The sequence below is a fragment of the Paenibacillus sp. FSL H7-0716 genome (assembly GCF_038002705.1).
Lineage (GTDB): Bacteria > Bacillota > Bacilli > Paenibacillales > Paenibacillaceae > Paenibacillus_AQ > Paenibacillus_AQ odorifer.
Window position 1 is genome coordinate 205,814 of sequence record NZ_JBBODA010000003.1, and the last position, 19,926, is coordinate 225,739.

Annotated in this window: 13 protein-coding genes; all 13 read right to left on the bottom strand. The window is 45.5% G+C overall.

The window, feature by feature from the left end; genetic code table 11:
• Positions 1–7 precede the first annotated feature (7 nt).
• Complete coding sequence (locus MHH60_RS05680) at positions 8–1,723, bottom strand: glycoside hydrolase family 66 protein (RefSeq protein ID WP_081389046.1); 1,716 nt, start codon at positions 1,721–1,723, stop codon at positions 8–10.
• A gap of 122 nt (positions 1,724–1,845) precedes the next feature.
• Positions 1,846–3,420, bottom strand: a complete 1,575-nt coding sequence (locus MHH60_RS05685; protein ID WP_042125256.1) for an ABC transporter substrate-binding protein — start codon at positions 3,418–3,420, stop codon at positions 1,846–1,848.
• Between the two features lie 80 nt (positions 3,421–3,500).
• The gene (locus MHH60_RS05690) at positions 3,501–4,379 is read right to left on the bottom strand and encodes a carbohydrate ABC transporter permease (RefSeq protein ID WP_076136326.1); all 879 of its coding nucleotides are present in this window, start codon (positions 4,377–4,379) and stop codon (positions 3,501–3,503) included.
• A 12-nt stretch (positions 4,380–4,391) separates the two neighbouring features.
• A complete protein-coding gene (locus MHH60_RS05695) occupies positions 4,392–5,354 on the bottom strand; it encodes an ABC transporter permease (protein ID WP_081382504.1) in 963 nt (320 codons plus the stop codon).
• A 75-nt stretch (positions 5,355–5,429) separates the two neighbouring features.
• On the bottom strand, positions 5,430–7,052 hold the full coding sequence (locus tag MHH60_RS05700; protein ID WP_076136324.1) for a response regulator transcription factor: 1,623 nt from the start codon (positions 7,050–7,052) through the stop codon (positions 5,430–5,432).
• A 6-nt stretch (positions 7,053–7,058) separates the two neighbouring features.
• Entirely contained in the window at positions 7,059–8,807 is a 1,749-nt protein-coding gene (locus tag MHH60_RS05705) for a sensor histidine kinase (protein ID WP_076136322.1), read from the bottom strand.
• An 89-nt stretch (positions 8,808–8,896) separates the two neighbouring features.
• Complete coding sequence (locus MHH60_RS05710; RefSeq protein WP_076099586.1) at positions 8,897–9,889, bottom strand: carbohydrate ABC transporter permease; 993 nt, start codon at positions 9,887–9,889, stop codon at positions 8,897–8,899.
• Entirely contained in the window at positions 9,886–10,755 is an 870-nt protein-coding gene (locus MHH60_RS05715; RefSeq protein ID WP_076099587.1) for a carbohydrate ABC transporter permease, read from the bottom strand. Before MHH60_RS05715 ends, MHH60_RS05710 begins: the two co-directional genes overlap by 4 nt.
• The gene (locus tag MHH60_RS05720; RefSeq protein ID WP_076136320.1) at positions 10,752–13,034 is read right to left on the bottom strand and encodes a DUF5696 domain-containing protein; all 2,283 of its coding nucleotides are present in this window, start codon (positions 13,032–13,034) and stop codon (positions 10,752–10,754) included. Before MHH60_RS05720 ends, MHH60_RS05715 begins: the two co-directional genes overlap by 4 nt.
• The gene (locus tag MHH60_RS05725; protein ID WP_076136318.1) at positions 13,028–15,064 is read right to left on the bottom strand and encodes a YIP1 family protein; all 2,037 of its coding nucleotides are present in this window, start codon (positions 15,062–15,064) and stop codon (positions 13,028–13,030) included. Before MHH60_RS05725 ends, MHH60_RS05720 begins: the two co-directional genes overlap by 7 nt.
• Before the next feature lies 1 nt (position 15,065).
• Entirely contained in the window at positions 15,066–15,926 is an 861-nt protein-coding gene (locus MHH60_RS05730) for a carbohydrate ABC transporter permease (protein WP_076119313.1), read from the bottom strand.
• Between the two features lie 39 nt (positions 15,927–15,965).
• Complete coding sequence (locus MHH60_RS05735) at positions 15,966–16,910, bottom strand: carbohydrate ABC transporter permease (RefSeq protein ID WP_076119311.1); 945 nt, start codon at positions 16,908–16,910, stop codon at positions 15,966–15,968.
• Positions 16,900–19,899, bottom strand: a complete 3,000-nt coding sequence (locus MHH60_RS05740; RefSeq protein WP_076136316.1) for an extracellular solute-binding protein — start codon at positions 19,897–19,899, stop codon at positions 16,900–16,902. The genes MHH60_RS05735 and MHH60_RS05740 overlap by 11 nt, the downstream gene beginning before the upstream one ends.
• Between the last annotated feature and the right edge of the window lie 27 nt (positions 19,900–19,926).

Here is a 19,926-nt window from a genome sequence, read left to right on the forward strand (position 1 = left end):
CGCACTCCTATTCGCTTAATTTCACTACAACCATGGACCAAACCTCCAGAGACGGTAGAGTAAATCTGGCAGCTAGCCCTTGTCCATGAGGTACAATTTCATAATCCAAAAAACATACTTCTTGGTTATGATCATCAGGGCTGGCTGTGAAGATGCACTCAATCGGCTGTTCAATCAGCAATGTGCAGACAACTCCATCTTGAGTTTCAGGACGCTTTTTCTTGCCATGCTCCCAATAATCATCCTCAAGGCCAACAAGGTTAATTAGCTGTAAGATGTGATAACCTTGCATCCGTTTAATGATGGTCCATACGGAGCCAATATCTCCATTCGGTGCAAATGGCACTCTGCCTTCGAAGGTGATTTCGGTATTAACCCCTGCTGTATAGGTGTAGGACACATCTTCCAATTGCGTATTGTGTATCAAAGTACCAAACCGCACTATGAAATCATAGTAGCGTCTCACCTCAACGACAAATTCAGGCCGCATCACTGCATAATCGGGATAGTAAGGCATCGTCAGCATTCCATTATCCTCACCTAATAAGAGATGATATCCACCACTAGCAAATATAGATGCCATCGTTAGTAGCGCCCCGTTCTCAGCCCATTCCTTGTCATGTCCAGCTTTCGGGTAAAAAGAGGGAAGATAAGCGGAGAGGATAATCGGCTTGTCTTTATCCAATGATCTTGCATTATCGATAAGTCCTTTAAGCTCACGCAATCGGACTATTGGCGGCCATACTTCAATATAAAGTGCTTCCTGATCTGAAGATGCCGTTTTGCTAATGGGGTAATTACCCACATTATTGAATATGACCCCAGCCTCTGCTTTTATTTCCTTCACTGCCGCGCTGGTTCGATCAATAAGCGCCGGATAACATTCCGCCAGATCAACCAATTCTTCCCTTCCTTCGACCCTACGTATCCCTTTCTTTGGAAAACCGTATTGATCCATATGAATTCCATCAAATCCTACCTTTACTGCTTGACGGAATTGTTCAACAATATGATCAGTCCAAGGGGACCCTGGTGTAATGTCCATAATATAAAATAAGTCTATTAATTGAAACGGCTCACCTAGGCGATTATAAAGCCCCCATTCCGGCCGTGCTTGTAAAAAGTCCTTAAGGCTCGCGTATACAGCCCCATAGGCCAAGGCCGCCATCCCTTTATCGTGCAAGGCTGCCAATTTTTCACGAACAACTTTATAGGACATCATTCGACCCATCGGATCGAGAAATTCATCTTGATGCGGTACAAGATCATCATGTCGGTACATCCAATCATAGAACTGTATAACATTCAAATGGAATTTGTTCATACTTTCGACGTCACGTAATTCTTCGGATTCTTCCTTGCGAAAATCGCTTAAGAATCCATACCGAGGCGCCCGACTCCAATGATCGGCAATATCGTACGAAGTATAAGCTGTTGACACTGCAAATTTATCGTAAAAAACTGTAGCCTTGACCCCGTAACCAGCCCACTCGGTATCTTCAGTGAACAGGGGAATGCGCGCAATTTGTCTCAATCCTTTTTCCAGGCTGATCTCAAATGTTTCTTCAGCAACCTGCTTTTCTAATTTGTAGAACTCAACAACCAGTTCCAGAACCCTATCCTCTTGGGTCTCCAGCTCGACTATAATACTGCCTGCTTGGCCGGATTTGTACTGGGCTTGATCGGGATACATATCTATATAAGTCAGCATCGAATATTCCATATGAATACTCCACTCCTCTTCGCTGTATGATCCATTACAATCAAAAGGGGCATAACTAACGCATTATGCCCCTTTTGTCCGTCAGATCCGTTTAACAAATGAAATTATTGATCACACTCTGCTTATTTCTTGCCGTTTTCAGCCAGCCAAGCATCCAACTGCTTTTGCGCTTCCGCAATTACTTTGTCTGATCCCGCTGCTTTTTGTTTTTCCAGCATCTTAGGAAGAGCTTCTTCAGGATCGAGTTGGCCGGACTTCAACCCGTCAACAAAGGTTTTATTTGCGTTGTCGATCGAGATTAGTTCATTTTTGACCGGCTCCGGATCAAAGATAAATCCAAAAATCCGCGAAGGGTTTGCGGTAATCTGTTCGTTGAATTTCTCATAGTTCTGGTATTTATTCGGGTCTTCGCCTACACGTGTATAGTTAAGCATTTGATTGCCCACTTGCCACATAATATCATGGTAGTAGCCGACATTTTCTGTAGTTTTGCCTTCCGGCAGCGCAATTTGTCCGTCTTTAAGCACATAATGTGTTCCTTCAATACCAAAGTTGAAAAGGGTCAGAAGCTCCTTGTCCTTATAGAAAAGATTAAGCAGCATCATGGCGCGTTCCGGATCTTCAGAGCTTTTTGAAATCGCATACATGGTTGCCGTCATTTTTCCGGTCTGCAGACGGTCAATATTGAGCGGAATCTGCAGCATCTCGCGGCCCGCTTTAATCGAACCATTCGGTGAAACGGCAGCTTTGCCAATCTCCATATCAGCGATAATATCCATGTCAGTAACAAATGCAAATCCTTTACCTGCTTGAATTTTTTTCCAGGCATCCAGACCTGGTGTCAGTGCGTCCTTGTTAATATACCCCGCCTTGTACCATTTGTTGGTCAGCTTGGCAAGCTCCATATAACGTGGAGTAGTGAACGAGTTGATTACAGTATAGTCATCTTTTGCTGTTCCAACGGTGTTAATAACCGCAATGCTTGCAATGGAATCTAGATTCGTAGATGAATAGTAAGCTTCAAGCGGAAAGCTTGGCGCTACCAAAGGCGTAATCCCCGGTTCGTTCTCCTTGATTGTCTGCAGCATCGGTTCCAGATCTTCGACCTTTCCGGACTTCAAGACACTGAGATCAAAGTTGTATTTGTCCACCAACTCTTTGTTCAAATAAACTCCTTGTGTGCCGCCCAGCTCTTGGTGGGTATGGATACCGTACAGCTTGCCGCCGCGTTTAGCCGGATCATGATAATCCTTCTCAACAGCTTCGATATCCGGGCCGTATTTGGCGAGCAAATCATCAAGCGGCAGCAAGCCGCCCTTTGTCACCTGTTGCTGGAATCCGAGCCAATCCGCTGTAAACAGCAGATCCATTTTATCTCCGGAGGCCATCATCAGGTTTGTTTTATCGCTCCATGCGCCCCAGTCGATGGGATTCAGTTTGACCGTCATGTTCATTTCCGGATATGTTTTTTTCAGATAATCATTCATTGCATCCTGTACCAGCTGATTGTCATTCTGAGGCGCATCGGGGAATACCATTACGACTTCGTAAGGCTTCAATTCGGAGCTGGCCGTCCCCTCCGGCTGAGCTGTGCCCGCCGGAGAATTCGCAGCATTATTTCCGCCACAGCCGGTTGCCACAACTGAAGTCAGCACCAACGATGTCAGTACAACAGAACTCTTTTTCAACCACTTCATAAATAGTAGACCTCCCTGGAATACTTCTGTTTTTCTTTAAATCCTTTACTTGCATATACTAATCCAGCATTATGCTGGGATCAGCCTTTCACAGCGCCTACGGTAAGACCTTTTACGAAATACTTCTGCAGGAAAGGGAATACCAGCACCAACGGTCCGATTGCAATCATCGCCATCGCCATCCGAATGGATTCCAGCGGTGTTGTGACCTGTGCGGTGGAACTATAAGCCTTATTCGCAATCGACTGCAGGAACGAAGCGTTCATTAAAGTTTTGGTCAATAGATATTGCAGAGAGAACAGTTTCTCATTCTGGATGAAGACCAGGCTTGTAAACCAGTCGTTCCAGTAGGATACGGTGGTGAATAGTCCAATTGTAGCCATTACAGGCAAGGACAGCGGCAGAATAATGCTGAAGTATGTCCGGAATTCACCTGCACCATCTATCTGGGAAGAATCAATCAGTGAAGGCGGTATACTGTTCGTGAAGAATGTCCGCATGATGATAACGTTGAAGCCGCCGATCAAACCCGGAATAATAAGGGCCATCAACGTATCCTGAACATGCAAGAACCGGGTGTAGATAAGATACCAGGGCAGCAAGCCTCCCGAGAACAACATCGTAATCAGGATGTAGAAGCTCAGCGCCCCCCTGAGCGGAAACTCTTTCCGCGACAGCGCATAGGCCATTGCCGAAGTCACAAACAAACTGATGACAACACCAATCAACGTTACCGAGGCAGAAACGCCATAAGCCCGCAATATTTTTTCGGCATCTTCAAACAAATACTGATAAGCGACAAGACTGAATTTGCCGGGCCAGAAGCTGTATCCATTAACAGTTACCCAGTCTTCATCAGCAACCGAGATCATGAATACAAGCCAAAACGGGATCAAGCAGGCAAGGCTAAACAAAGACAGGAAAATAATGATAAAGGGATTAGTTCGTTTTTTTTCCATGGTTTTCTCCTTTTAGAACAAAGCATTTTCTTTGCTGAATTTACGGACAATCAGGTTGACGGTAATGACAAGTGTAAAACCAACAACAGACTGCAGCAGCCCTGCCGAGGAGGCGAGTCCCGTATCGCCGGTAACCATTAACGCCCTGTATACATAGGTATCGATAACATCAGTTGTCTCTTTGATCATCCCGGATGCCATGGTTGCCTGATAGAACAGACCGAAATCGGCGTTGAAAATCCGGCCAATCGCCAGCAATGTCATGATGATAATGATCGGAGCAATCAGCGGAATCGTAATTTTCGTCATTTGCTTCCAGCGGCTGGCTCCATCAATGACGGCTGCTTCATAATATTCAGAGTCTATCCCGACAATGGCTGCGAGGTAAACTACGGCCGAGTAGCCCACACCCTTCCAGGTGTTGACAATGGTCAAAATATAAGGCCAATGCTGCGCTTCCGCATACCAGTTTCTAGGATCTATCCCGAAGGGCTCCAGAATAAATTTATTGATGAACCCCAGTTCCGGATTTAAAAATCCATAAACGATGTAGCCGACAATGACCATGGAAATAAAGTTAGGCAGGATCACTGTGCTCTGAAAGAATTTGGAGGCAAATTTATTCTTGACCTCGTTGAGGAGAAGGGCCAGCATCACTGCCAATATCGTATTGATAAGCAAAAAGCTAATGTTGTACAGCAATGTATTCCTAATGATCAGCCAAGCATCGTTTGAAGCAAACAGAAACTTAAAGTTGTCCAGTCCGATCCATTTGCTTCCCCATATCCCTGCCGTATAATTCAAGTCCTTGAAAGCCAAGAAAATACCGAACATGGGCAGATAGTTATTGATCAGCATCAACAGCACACCTGGCAGTGCCAGAACGATCAAGGCTCTGTACTTCCATATGGTTTTCCATTTTGAGTTGCGCTGCGAGATGCCAGATTGTGTCAGTGTTGCTTTTTCCGAAGCCATAGTTCCACACCTTCTTATTGGGTTATGGCTTTATTATAAGGAGATGCCAACAACTGCTCTGCCGTTTTTATAACCTCAGTCTAATCGTTTTGTGACTTTGCGATATTCCTGAGGATTGACGTCGAACTGCTTGCGGAACATTTTGGTGAAATGTGAAAAATTACTGTATCCTACCTGCTGCGCTATCGCGCTTACCGACATATCCGTGGTATCCAAAAGCTCGCGGGTGCGGTTCATCTTCACTGAGATCAGGAAATCAATGAGGTTCTGGCCGGTCTCTTTTTTGAACAGTCTGGAGAGATACGCCGGGTTCAATCCAACATAATCAGCGACGCTGACTCTGGAGATCTCTTCCTCTATATTCTGCTGGATGTAGCGAATGGACCGCTCAATTACACCGCCCTTTTCCTGCCGCTCGAATTCCGCCTCCATGACCGCCGATACAATCCCTTCTGCCCAATGCCTGTACTGAAGCAGTCCCCGTATGCGGGCGGTTGTCCAGTCTGTAAACAGGACTATGCTTCCCGCATTGATTCCTCTTACCTGCAAGAAGTGATATATAATCTGCAAGGTATCCTGATGCAAGGCGTCTAGATTTCTTCCCTGAAAGCAAGGATTGGCTTCCAGTTTCTCTGTCAGATTATGAATAAACTGCACAGCGGACTCACGCTTGCCATTCAGCATATAAGAGATCAAATCATTGAGCAGGATATCATCCGAATTAGGTGATAATAACATCTGGTCCTGTGGCATGTATAAAAGCACCGATTGTGTGCGAGAAATATTGTCACGCTCCATGATTTTTAAGCTTTCGCACATTCCCGGCAGCTCTTGAAGGGGTTTGAATGAGCCGACATAGCAGGTTACGATGCTGTAGAACAGCTCCCGGCAAGCTTTGATAAAACGTTTACCTATGTCCGTGAGCTGCTGAATTCTGAGCTTCCTAGTCGCCTGTTCTCCCATCGCGTCTTTGGCATACAGCAGAATGAACAAAACCCCATTTTTGTCTGAGATGGCCTCCCCTTGATGCTCTTCTGTAAAAAATTCCTCCGCAGCTTTCTTCACGGCATATTCCATGATTTCCTGATCCCGCGGACTGAGCGGTTTAGACCACTCCTCAATACTGATCAGAATAGGAAGCACCAGATCGTCAGAATTTAACCCCACGCCAGCCTCCGCCAGCTCCCGGTCAACAAAATCCCCAAAAGACAGGATACTGCGGGACAACAAATCCTGCCAGAAACGTTCCACACGCTTCGGCTTTTCTTTTTGCCATAAATTTAGATACTTATGATACATTTGGTTGTAGGACGCATACTCTTCCTTCTCACGGTTGGCTGCTATCATACCTGATACGACAGACAACAGCTCATCTGTGTCAACAGGCTTCAGCAAATAATCAAAACTCCCGAGGTTAACGGCTTTCTTGGCGTAGGAAAATTCGGAATGACAGGTCAGAAATATCGATTCCGTCCAGGGAGAATATTCCCTCACCCAGCCAACCAGTGAAAGCCCATCTTCATCCGGCATTTCAATATCGCAAATCAGCAATTCTATTCTGTGTTCATTCATAATCTCCCTGGCCTTGTCGGCTCTATTCGCCGTCAAGACCTCTTCAATCCCATACGCTTTCCATTCGCAGCAGTAGAGAAGCCCCTCCACAGCGAACTGTTCATCATCTACAATCAATAAACGCATCTCTCATCATTCTCCTTCCATATATTCAATGGGCAGGCTAAGCCGCACTCGGAATCCGGACGGCTCATTTTCACTGAAGTGAATGTTGGCTTTGCCCTGATAGCGCATAGCCAATCTTTGTTTCACATTCCAGATACCAATGTGGCCGTCATCAGTTTCTGGCCTATAATCAGGTGAATTCAGGTCTTGTAGTTTTTGTTGAGTACTACCTCTTCCGTTATCCGAGATTTCAATAATCATTGTATCGGTGTTCTCTTCTGACTTGACTGCACAAATTTCCAGATAGAATGTTTCTGCTTTCAAACTTATGCCATGAAGCATGGCATTTTCTACAAAGGGCTGTACAATCAAGGACGGTATAGAAGCGAGGATGATGTCTTCATCTATTGTGATTTGAAAATCAAAAGACTGCTGGTATCGCATCTTTTGAATTTCAAGATAATTGCGGAGATGATCAAGCTCCTGTTCCAAAGTAATGCTGTTATCCTTTACCTGAAGCATGAATCTGAAATACTGCACCAGATGCCGTACTGTCTTTTTTACTAATTCAAAGCGTTTCAGATCGGCGAGTTGGAAAATGATATTGAGCGTATTTAGAAAAAAGTGAGGATTAATTTGCATTTGCAAATGCTTCATTTCCGCTTTTTGAGCATTTAGCCGTTCCTCATACACGTCAATTTTCAGATTTTGTATTTCTACAACCATGGTATTGAAGGCCTGATTCAGCGCTTGAAACTCTAACAAGTTAGAAGAAGGAAGCTGGGCTTCCATAGACCCTTTTCTGATGCGGTGAATGCCGCCCAACAAATCCAGAATCGGACGAATGACTATACGGCGAAAATAATATAAGTAAACCAGTAAAATGATCAAAATAAAGAAGGGCAGTACATTAATAATCATTTGGAATGTATTCAAGCCCTGGAGTAGCTCGGAATCGGGGATTACCACAGATAGATTGATCCCCAGGGTGGATGACTGGCTAGACACAACTAACCATTTTCGGCCATCATGCATATAAGAAAATGAAGAATTCTGATTCATCTTCTCGTGTGGCAGCTTGAAGTCGTAGCCCATCGATTTCGAAGAACTGGTTAAGATATTTCCTTCATTATCCACAATAAGCACATCACCGCCTGATTGCAGGTTCAGATTGCCCAGCGGTGAGCGCATAGAATCGATTCGGATGAGCGCGCCGATATAACTGGGATTGCTCAGGTTATTACCGACTGTCCGGTTTATATAGTAATCCCCGGCTATATTAACTATTGTCCATTTGTACCGGAGTGGTTCCATTTTATCTTCATTGTGAACCTTGCCCGTGATCCAGGCTCTGATTTCATCCATATATTCCTCCGTGTTCCCTAATACATTGGATAATGTCAACATATCATTGACGCCGGAGTACAGATAGAACATATCCACGCTATGATAATAGGCCTGATAGGCTTGATTTCTTTGCATAATTCCCATACGGGCAAAATAATAATCGGAATCTTTCAGCCCTGGACGGTTGAATTGAAGGAAATTCTCGTCATGATCAACAATATCTACCAGATTAATAGTTATATCCTCGAGACTTCTCTCCATCATTTTCAGATTGGAGTTGACCAAATTCTGATAGGATCTGGATACCTGAGCCAATACATTTTCCTTGGCATAGTATCCCCCTGCAAAAAGAACGGAAAGAAGCGGAATCGTTATAGCAGCAAACAGTTGAATAAGCCTTACACCGAGCGAATTTTTCTTATTTTTCATAATTCGTCCTTTCTGTTTGTTTGTTCCACAACAAAAAGAAAGGGCCACTATTGTGACCCCGACAGATTTGTTCCTTCTTCCTTCTGTTGTCACTCCCCGGTAATCCCTGTCTTGTCAATGCTCTCCACAAACCATCTTTGAACAATCAGATATAAGGTAACGAGCGGAATAATGGATAATAACGTTCCCGCAAAGGCCTTCGCCTCCGTAAAGTTCAAATTCGGATTTTGGTTGAAGTCTCCGCTTTGACTGGCTTTGACCGCAGCGCCGTAAGTGTTCTGTAGATCTCCGAGCAGCATCGGAACCGTCCGAATTTTGCCGTCCAGATAGAATGAAGTCAGAAAGGTCTCATTCCAATAGAGCGAGAAGGCATAGACGCCTACGATAATAAAGGCCGGCCCCGCCATAGGGATAGCGATTCTCCAGAACGTTCTAAATGCACCTGCCCCATCGATAAATGCCGCCTCTTCCAACGCCTTCGGAATCATTTTGAAGAACTGGAAGAAGATCAAAATAAACAAAGCCGCCTGCTCTCCCTGTCCGGTCAATGCCGGTATAATAAGCGCACCCAGATTCCCCTTCAGACCGAGCTCCATAAAAATCTGAAACCGCGGAATAAAAAACAAAGTCTTCGGGACGATATAGGTGAACAACAGCAGCAGCAACACGATATTTTTCCCTTTGAACTGGAAACGCGCTAGTCCGTAGCCCACTAGAGCGGAAGAAATGATTACACTTATTGTCGAAGCACCCGCCACCATAGTCGTTGTCAGGAATGAGCCGGGCAGCTGCAATGCCTTCCAGGTCATTTCATAGTTGAACGTATACAGACTGCTCGGCAGCCATTTCACCGTGCTGTCGACCAAGTCCACGTTTGACATGAAGCTGGCCGATAACATATAAAGCAGCGGATACAGGAATATAAATCCGAAGATAGTCAGAATCGTATAGGTTGCCGCCTTATATACGAATCCGTCGCTGATCTGCATACCGAACAGAAACTTCTTGAGCGGAGGCGTGCGTCTTCCGATTTGCTGCTTCAATTGCTTATACGGCTTGATTTGGACCGGTTGTTGAGTCATTTGGCCACCCCCTCTTTGGAATTTCTGCTGCGGGTCGCAAAATACAGGATAAGTATGAGTGCGATTTGGATTAAGGAATACAGCAGGGATAGCGCGGAAGCATAGCCTTCACGTCTGGACCCGTCGAATTTGGACTCCATAATGATGGTATTGATCGGATTCAAATCAAAATTTGCCAGGAAAACCACCAGATAAATTACGCATATGCTTACCAGTGGATAAATGGTGGGCAAGGTAATCTTCCAGAAAGAAGTCCACGGCGATGCCCCGTCGATGGATGCCGCTTCGTACATATCCTTGCTGATTTTTTGCAGCGCCGCGAGGAAAATCAGGATTGGCACTGCACTATACCACATCAACTGCAGAATCAGCTCAAACAGATTCACAATCAGCAGCAAAGCTCCCTTAGATGGAATAATCGTCCCCAGCGTCTCAAGGATGAAGTGATTGGCAGTGATGGACATGCCTCCATATGTGCTCATATTCTCAATCAGTTTCCCATTCAAAATAATAATTGGCAGGAAGAACATCAACCGGTAGATTGCCTTTCCCCTTATTTTCTGGTTAAGCAGCATCGACACAATAATGGACAGAGCAATAATAACCGGGACATACACTAATGTGCCGATAAAATAATTTTGTGCTTCAACGACAAAGTCTGGCTCCTCTAACAGGATTCGTTTGTAGTTCTCTATACCCACCCAATTGTATCTCCACCCGGACTTCGATCCGAAGGATACCTTGTAGAAGCTCATATAGATCGTTCTGTACAGCGGATAAGCGACAAAGGCTAGAAAACCGAGAATCCAGGGACTTATAAAGAGAACGCCCATTAAACCTTGCTTGGTTTTTATGCTCAATTTCATAGAATCACGAACCCTTTTGATTTAATTCTAACGTCTTGATAGCGATACTCTGTATCCTTGTAATTAATCACTATTTTGCTGCCGTTGTCGTACTCTACAAGGACAACACCGTCGTCAATGATCGTATGGTTGATCATTTCACTACCCATTACATTATTTAGAGCTTCACTAACAACCGAATAATAATTGTCAATACGGTCCTCCAGAGTCTTCAGCTGCGAGACATAGACATCACTTGAACCTGTCCGTTTGATCTCATACGTCGATTCACCTGTCAGTACAAACGAAGGGAATACCCCGAATTCAATCAGCTTAAGAATGGCCTCCGCATCATTGGATGAGAAGTTCATGTAAGGCGAATACATATCCATATAACCGCTCAGGACTAACGGCACCAATGGAACTGTAGCATCAATGAAAATCAGATTGGAGGATACGATCGACGTGTCGTAATAATCACTGGCATATTTGAACAGATAAGCATCAGGCATATACAGGCCTGTTTTAATTCCATTATCATTCAAATACTTCAGAGTCTTCTCAGTGTACGCCATTCCCTCATTCGCATAACCGACTGTTCCATGATCATAGTGAGTAAATGGACTATTCCCGAATCCGTCCAGGGCCAGTTCGCCGATCTTATATTTCTTGAATGCCTCCAGATCCCGTTCAGCGAGGAAGGAATAGTACTTAGGATTATTCAGATAATTATACTGTGCCTTGTTTTCATTCAGCACGCTCATATCCTTGCGGTTTAACTTGCTCGCCGTATATTTCGTCTTCTCGTACCAGGATCTCGCGTAGTCCACATAATGGCTGAACTTGATATCATTCACGGAGAAATAATCCACGGCTTCTTTAAACGCCTTGCTTCCGCCAAGCTGATTCATCATGGTGAAACGATAAGCCCACTCATCCTTGACGAACATCTTGAATGAAACACTCAGCTCTGAGTAACCCTTCTCCTTCAATTTCCTTACGAGCTCCTGCGCCTGTATATAGGTTGTTGCCGGCACGTTCTCCACGCCCAGTGTTCCCATCGCCAATTCATTATTGACGAAATCAATTTTCATCGGAACCTGGTCGTGTGTCCTCCCCTTATCTTGTTTCAGCAGCCCGTCTTGCTGGATCAGGAAGCTGCGGAAGCCCTTGGCTACCCCGACATAGTTCGATTGGTCGCCCTCCAGAAAAACATAGCGCTGCACCAGCTCAAACCGATTCGGCTCCTCCTGAAAGCTGAGAACAGATTGTTCCTGATTTGTCCGACTCTGCACCTGCGCATACTGTGTACGATAGGTATAAGTAAAATAGGACTGATAGAAATTCGTCTGCAAATCACGGGATACATAATTATAATTCGCATACCCCTCACCGCCCTCGGCAATCACAAGCAAGCCGGAGCGGCCTTCCTCATGAATAATGCCATAAATCGGCAGCGTTATCCGTTCAAGCGGCTTCACAACGGTACGCCTGGGTGTGAACTCCGGAGTATCATCATATCCCGGATCCGGACCATAGACAGGTGCCGAATAGCCAGTCGCATACTTCGGAATTTCTCTCAGCTTCACAATAGCCCCGGCCCCATCAGGCAAGACGATATAACCGTTCTCTTTATGAGTAGCACTGCCAAAAAACGGATATGGAATAATCTCGCTTAGCCGGATGTCGTTGTTTCCCGGCTTGCCAAGCTTGGGGTTATATTCCTCGATACTTCTGCGCGGGACATGAATAATTAAATCTCCCTCTTGCAGTGCAACAACAAGGTCAAACTTGATCTTAGCCTTGGTGAAATCTATCGTTGCTGTAAAGCCCTCGTCCCTGTACTGGTAAGTCAGCTTCGCGTTATCTCCCAATATAGTTCTTCGGCCGGAGGTGAATTTGTTATACGTGACAATGGAAATCCCGGATTTAATATAGGCTGCAACCTCATTGCTGTACTTGTTACCTTTCGTATTCACACTGACATCATAAGAGAACCACGTGCTGCCGTTGCACTTGTCCTTAACCGCTATGGCTGCCGTTTCTTCCTCCAGATAAAGCTCCAGCTTCTCGTTGCCGGCCACCATCCTGAAGGCAGCCGGAATTGGAGCGGCACTGCCGGCGGCAGCGCCGCTATTGAAGCAAGTCTGCTGTGCATTATTCACAATAATATCTTTATAATCATTCTGGGCAGCAGCTATGCCGTATTCGACCTTCTGGCTGTCGCCAATTAAATAATTTATACCGAGTGCCGCTGCAATCAGAAGAACTATTCCGTATTTCAACCATCTCTTTACCATTTTTTGCTCGCCTCCGTAATCACGTCATACCCGAAATCAAGTAATTGACTGCCCAGCGAGTACAATACAAACAGGAACAATCCGATGATAAGCATCGTAAACGTACTCTTGAACACGACGTTAACCGTCTCTCCAACCTCATAGCTGTGAATGTCCTTGATCATAAAAAACATCAGAAAGGCAATCCATAGCAACATGGCCTGAATCGGCAAGTGATAGAAGACCGATTGTTCCAGCGTCAAGCCGTTGCTGAACAAAACAAGCGGAGGCAAAACAACCAGAATTGGACTCAGCGCATATGCCGTGGCATTATAGACATCCCTGAATCTACCTTCCCCATCGCTGATGGAGCAAATGAGATAATTGGAAACCATCCATAACACCGCAAGCCCCAAAATGATCCATAACTGATGAAGAAAGTATCCTTGTTTTTCAACAAACAGACCGCTGGTGTGATCATGATGCAGAATGAATACGGCGAATATCAGCATGTAGATCAGAGTGGCCGATTTTCTGGATACTCTGTTCTGATATTTAATTTGGTAGAATCCATCCAGCGGATGCCTCAGAAAGGTGAAGATGAACATCAGATCGCTAATGACTTTGACCTTGTAGATAACCTTCAGCCGATCCTTAATCTTGGTCCAATATTGATATTTCCGGTTCGTAAATTTATGGGCATATCCAATAATCAATAAACTAAGTAACAGTGCGAAAATAACATCCAGATGGTTCTGCAGCCAGGACTGGCGGATTTCCCAGAATGCTTCCGATACGCCTGCCTTGTACTGGGCATCCTTGAATTCTTCATAGGCCTCACCAGCCTCTCCATCCCGAAGGTAAGCCTCACCCAGACCAATTCGCGCCTTGTCAAAAGTTGAATTGTATTTCAACGTATATTCCCAAAGCTTCTGGCTCTTGGCGTACTCCCCGTTCTGATAGGCGTCCATTGCTTGATGTACCGCACTTGAGAATTCGGACGAACGGTAGATTTGGAGCAATTTCATCCCTTGATCGACTACGATCACTTCATCCGTCGAATTGGAGGCAATGCTTACAGGCCGATTCAGAAGCCCGAGGCGGCTGGAGTTGAAATCCTTCCCTCCGAACATAAAGAGCAGATTGCCATTGGCATCATATTCAAAGATCCAGCCATCCGAGCTCACGGAATAGACAGTGTTATGACCTCCAACCCATACACTTTCCATGGAATAGGTCCCGATGATACCATCCGGATAATAATTCGTTCCCGAGACATTGAACTTCTTGATCGGGTTAGATTCCACAGAAGATGTAACAGTGTAAATAAAGCCCTTCTTGTCAATCGCTAAATTGCTGGGAACGTCAGGAAGAACCTTCTCCAGTTTGTCTTTCTGAGTCTTGGTCAGAAGACTGGAACGCAATTGATCAAGAAAAGGAACCTTTAACGGATTCCCTCCAAAGAAAGTGATAAATTCTCCATCCCTGTTCAACATGATCAGACCATTGACCGAGCCAGCGCTTCTTACGTAAATATTGCCTCTTAAATCAACCGCGATATGGGTCGGGCTAAAATCGTAGCCTTCAGTAAAAATCGGCGAATCCGGCTTGCTGATTTCCTTTTTGAATGCGAAAGAGGATTTGTCAAAGATATAAATCTGTCCTGCCCCGGCATCCACCACATAGATGGAATCCTTCGTTACAAATGTGCTTTGGACCGCGGAGAACTTATCACTTGTGAGTTCCTTGTAGAAGCGTAATTTCCCGTCCAAAACAAATACCTTGTTCAATGCGCTGTCCGTAATATATACGTAGTCTTGCTCATCCACAAACACATGCTCGGGCGTATCCAGTCTTTGCCCGTTGATTTCTCCAATCTGCGTGACTGGCGTATAGGCGTCCTGCGTCCGGATCGTATAACCTTCACTGTCACTGGTGTAAGTGAAGTAGGGAGCATCCGAGGCCGCATAAGCCTGTGACGTACTGAGAAACACCATGATCAGCGCAACCGTCACCAATTTCAGCGTTCTTTGCATTGTCCACTTTCCCATATCACTTAATCCCCGTATGAGCCATGGAATCCATGACCTTATTTTGTAAAATTATAAACAGTATCAGATTCGGCAGGAACATGACTAGTCCGGCTACGGCCGACAATCCCGCCCCAGCAACGATGTTCCCCGATTGCGCCACCAAGGTGTTCAAGTAGAAGGGCAGTGTGCGCAGGGATTCATCGTTCATGAAATTGGCAGAGCTCTCAGCATTGCCCCAGCTGGCCTGGAAGGTCAATATCGCGACAGTCACGAGGGCCGGCTTCACCATCGGCAGCATCACGCTCCAATATACTCGCCAGTTTCCTCCTCCATCCATTTTGGAGGCTTCAATCAGATCATCCGGAACCTGATCCATAAATTGCTTGAGCAAGAAAATACCGATTGGCATCGCCAGCATCGGGATAATGTGCGCGAAGTAGGTATTGAACACACCCATTTTCTCAATAATGAGAAAACGCGGAATCGCTACAGCGACCGGCACAAACATCAGAGCCAGCGTGTTAATCTTGTTAAAGGTCTCCTTGCCTTTGAAATGCAGCTTCGACAGTCCGAAGGCCGCCATGGAACTAACCGCTAACGTCGACAGAATAACAATCGTTGTCGTGAGGACACTGTTAAATACGTATCTGGATAACGGAAGTCCTGATTCCGCGGAAAAATGAAGCAGTAGACGGAAATTCTCAAAAGTCGGCTGGCTTACGAAAAACCTAGGCGGATACGCAAACAACTCCGTAAACGGTTTGAATGAATTATTAATGATAAACACAATCGGAAGGACCATAAATATGGACAACACAAGCAAAAATATATGAAAGCCCAGCTGGTCTTTATGCAGTTTATCGGGATTGAACTTGACCATTCTTCTCACCACACTAACGAAAGGATAAACACTATTTATTTATTCTCCGAACAGCTTGTAGCTGACCTTGTTGAATAAAATAACAATGCATAACAAAGCTACAGTAACCGCAGAGGCATAGCCCATCTCATAACGGACAAAACCGAAATCGTTGGCATGGTCAACGATCAGCCATCCAACGTATTGGGGGGGCGGTGTCCCTCCGCTAAGTGTAGCGGCCATCCCCGCTGCATTAAATGTGCCGATAATAGCCATCACTGCACCGAACAGCATTTGCGGCTTCATGGACGGAATCGTAATGTAGAATATCTCCTGCCAACGGTTGCGGATGCCATCAATATAAGCAGCCTCGTACATTGTCCTGTCAATATTGAGCAGACCAGCCAGCATCGCCAGAAAGCCTACACCCATGCTTCCCCAAAGCGCGATAAATATCATGATCGGCATCAGCAGCTCCGGAGACTGCAACCATTGCACCGGCTCCCGGACGATGTTCAGCTTCAGCAGCCAGTAGTTTAGATAGCCGGCCTGATCTCCGCTGAACAGCACTTTCCATACAACCGCCATCATGACAGGGCCTGTTATGGAAGGAGAATAGATAATAACGGTATACAGGGTTCTCATTCTGTGAGTCACCTGGGACAGCATCCATGCCAGCATAAAAGCCAGCATGTATCCGAAGGGCCCTACGATAATGCCGTACAGCAGCGTATTCGGCACCGCATTCTGGAGAAACACCGTATCACCTGTAAACAAGTCGATGTAATTCCGGAACCCGACAAATCTAGGGAATTCAACTGTATTAAAGTACGTAAATGACATCGCCGCGGCAATGACTACCGGAAGTACAATCAACAACAAAAACAATATGGCATAAGGCATGATGAACAGATAAGGAGAATCTGCTACGCGTTTAAAGCGGCTTTCGGTTTTTCCGCTCAGGCCAGGCTTCAATCTCCGGTTAATCGGGGTGCTACTTTCCATTTTCTCTCACCCAATTCTCTACATTATCAATGGTCGGAACCTTATAGGGTTTGACCAATTTCCCGTCAGCAATGTACCCAAATTCCTTCAGCTTCCTTTCAAGCTCCCGGTTGATGGTTTTGACCGCATTATCCAGAGCCGTTCGCGGATTTTGCTTACTAAAGACGACCGCATTCCATGCATTGCTGATCTCACGTTCCACCACGTAATCGCCCGGGACCTTCCCGGTCGCTTGAATCCATTCCCACTGCTCCATGATCGCGTCCTTCGAATCGGAAGGCCATGCACTGTCGGCAAAGCCCTTCAAATTCGCAGTCATATAGAGGAACTTCTCTCCCAGGGTCGATTTGATATTGTAAGAGAAATCACTTTGCACATTTGCGCTTTCCCACCACCTGATAAACTCCCAAGCCGACTTTTTCTTGTCACTGTTCTTAAAAATGATGCTGGAGGAGCCGTACGTAGGATCCCAGCGTTCAATTACACCCGCATCATTTCTGACACCCGGAATCGGAAGAACTCCCCATTGTCCTGCAAGATCCGGTGCAGCATACTTCAATTGAATGTAGGTATTAGCATCGCCAATTCCTACTGGTGCCTTCCCGTTTCTGAAGTTTTGGAAGAATTCTGAGGTTGTAATCGGCACGTTATAGACCGTGAATAGGTCTGTCATGAATTCAAAACCCTTGTAGGCGCCTTCTTTGTTGATGGCGGTCTTACTTCCGGTTTCATCGTACAATTGCCCGCCAAACTGGTATAGAAATGGCGTCGTGGTATCGAATCCCTTAAAGGAATTATTTGATCCCAGCGGAGTATAGAAGTTCATATCATATTTCTGCAGCATTGGGACAAGGCCCGCTACATCCTCCCAGGTCTGCGGAGGCTCTTCACCCAGAAATTTTAGGATATCCTTCCGGTAGAATAACAGCTTGACATCCTGAGTTTCCGGAAATGCATAAACACCTTCATCGTAAATAAAAGGAATAAATGCTCCAGGATGGAACTCTTCAGCCAATTTGTAAAAACCGTCGTAACCCCTTAAATCCTCAATAATTCCCCGAATGGCCAATTCAAAGGGTTTGCCAAAGCTGACACCCATCGCTGCATCAGGGGTGCTGTTAGCCGCATTGGAGAGCACGATCTTGTTTTCGTCCGGCAATATGGACAGATTGATCTTGATTCCAGTAGCAGGCGTAAACTCCTCATCGATCATCCGCTGCATAATTTCTACATACAATCTGGACTGATTGACCCAAATCTCAACCGTGTCATCATCTATCTCTCCGGCCTTTGCATACCGGGGATTGCCAAAGGAATAGAAGAAAGCTTTAACATTCTCGACAGAGCTTGTAAGCAAGCCGGAATCTGCCTTGGGCAATTCCTCGCTGTTGCCAACATAGATCTTGTCCAGATGCATCGGATTATACACCAGCATAGGCAGGACCGATTTAATCCGTCCGTAAGCGGAGGATTGGTCGCCCATAAATTTGCCCATGTAATGGGGCAGCTCATTCGAATCCCCAATAAATTCCTCCACCAATTGCTTGGCTACTTCAAGCTGTGACAGCGCAGGTAAATCCCTATTACCTGTCTCTTCGATCAGGGCGAGCTTCTGCTCCTCAAGCTTTGCAGAAATTCCTTCCAGATAGGTTGAGATTTCAGGAATATATTTTTGTATATTCCATTTCCTCTGTTTATCGACAAGCCCTCCTGTCAAGCGGTTAACGCTTTGGCTTGTGGAATCAATCATCTCAGCCGTTTTGAGCAGTTCATGATAAATATCTCTTATCCGAGTATTATCAATGGACAGCGACAGGGTATGTTTCCCTTTTTCCAGATATATTTCATAAGGAACACCTTGTTCATCCTGAAGAGTTGCATTCGTCCAGCCGCTGGAATAGTCAAATGAATAAGACTTCAGTTCACTGAAGGGAACTTCTCCGTCAATTTCAATACGCCGGTGTGTCGGCATCCCGTTATTGGTATCTTGGGAATACTTGAAGGTCAGATGATAGAAGCCGCTTTCCTTAACCTCAAGCGGATAAGAGACCTTGTCACCGCTTTCTCCGAACGAATAACCATCCAGCACATTCAACAGCCGGTGTTTGTATGAATAGGGAGTAATGCTCGAATTACGGACATATTTGGCCCGAATGCTTTGTCTGCTTTTCACGGCGATATCTTCGGCTTCAATCGTCACAACAGGTTCTGAAACCGGCTTCTCTGCCCCATGTGCCGCCGCATATTCATTATAAGAAAGCTCGGGACTGGCCGTATTGTTCAACCACGCCTTCCCGATCAGCACATATCCCTCCTTCAGCGTGAACGAAATGAGATTTTTGCCTTTGTTCAAATGGAATTTCATGGGCTCCGTATAAAAGAAGTTAGGATCAGAAAGTCCTTCATACCGCCAGGACGCAGAGATCACCGACTTGGGAGTCAGTTCGTCCCCGTAACGGTCAACCTTGTGCTCCGTATTCTGTGTTTTCCAATCTATTGCGAGCTTCAGCTCATTCATTTCGTTATACTGCTTCTTGCCGTTGATCTCTACCTGGAGCTCAGGGTTTAAAGTAGACTGCTCTAAAATATAGTCGTCGAGCCAAATTTCATACAGACCCTCGTCCTGGACCTCTACTTCATAAGTCAGAACATCCTTTGGTGCAGCGTAAAGGACATCGCCGCCATAGCCTTCACTTCGCGAAGAACTATAGATTTGCCCGCCCTTGACAAGCTTCATTGGAATGCTCTCAGGCAGTATCGGAGCAGCAACCTGGTCTTTGGTCCACTGTTTGAGAACATTGTAGTAGTTACTGTCACCGCTTTTGTTGGTCATATAGGCCTCGACAGCCGCTATGCTCCGTTGAGATTCGGCTTGCGACAACACGGTTCGGGCATCGTTATCCGTTAAGCTGACGGCAAGTACTCCGGCAGCCACTGCAATGAATCCAAAACCGGCTATTACATACCCGATTTTTCCCTTGGTTTGCACTTGATCACAACCTTACATCGTCAAGTT

Excerpts from the sequence above, each read along its gene's own strand:
- MHH60_RS05695 (WP_081382504.1), bottom strand. The coding sequence starts at position 5,354 with ATGGCTTCGGAAAAAGCAACACTGACACAATCTGGCATCTCGCAGCGC.
- MHH60_RS05715 (WP_076099587.1), bottom strand. The coding sequence starts at position 10,755 with ATGAAATTGAGCATAAAAACCAAGCAAGGTTTAATGGGCGTTCTCTTT.
- MHH60_RS05725 (WP_076136318.1), bottom strand. The coding sequence starts at position 15,064 with ATGGGAAAGTGGACAATGCAAAGAACGCTGAAATTGGTGACGGTTGCG.
- MHH60_RS05730 (WP_076119313.1), bottom strand. The coding sequence starts at position 15,926 with ATGGTCAAGTTCAATCCCGATAAACTGCATAAAGACCAGCTGGGCTTT.
- MHH60_RS05720 (WP_076136320.1), bottom strand. The coding sequence starts at position 13,034 with ATGGTAAAGAGATGGTTGAAATACGGAATAGTTCTTCTGATTGCAGCG.
- MHH60_RS05710 (WP_076099586.1), bottom strand. The coding sequence starts at position 9,889 with ATGACTCAACAACCGGTCCAAATCAAGCCGTATAAGCAATTGAAGCAG.
- MHH60_RS05705 (WP_076136322.1), bottom strand. The coding sequence starts at position 8,807 with ATGAAAAATAAGAAAAATTCGCTCGGTGTAAGGCTTATTCAACTGTTT.
- MHH60_RS05680 (WP_081389046.1), bottom strand. The coding sequence starts at position 1,723 with ATGGAATATTCGATGCTGACTTATATAGATATGTATCCCGATCAAGCC.
- MHH60_RS05735 (WP_076119311.1), bottom strand. The coding sequence starts at position 16,910 with ATGGAAAGTAGCACCCCGATTAACCGGAGATTGAAGCCTGGCCTGAGC.
- MHH60_RS05690 (WP_076136326.1), bottom strand. The coding sequence starts at position 4,379 with ATGGAAAAAAAACGAACTAATCCCTTTATCATTATTTTCCTGTCTTTG.
- MHH60_RS05685 (WP_042125256.1), bottom strand. The coding sequence starts at position 3,420 with ATGAAGTGGTTGAAAAAGAGTTCTGTTGTACTGACATCGTTGGTGCTG.
- MHH60_RS05700 (WP_076136324.1), bottom strand. The coding sequence starts at position 7,052 with ATGCGTTTATTGATTGTAGATGATGAACAGTTCGCTGTGGAGGGGCTT.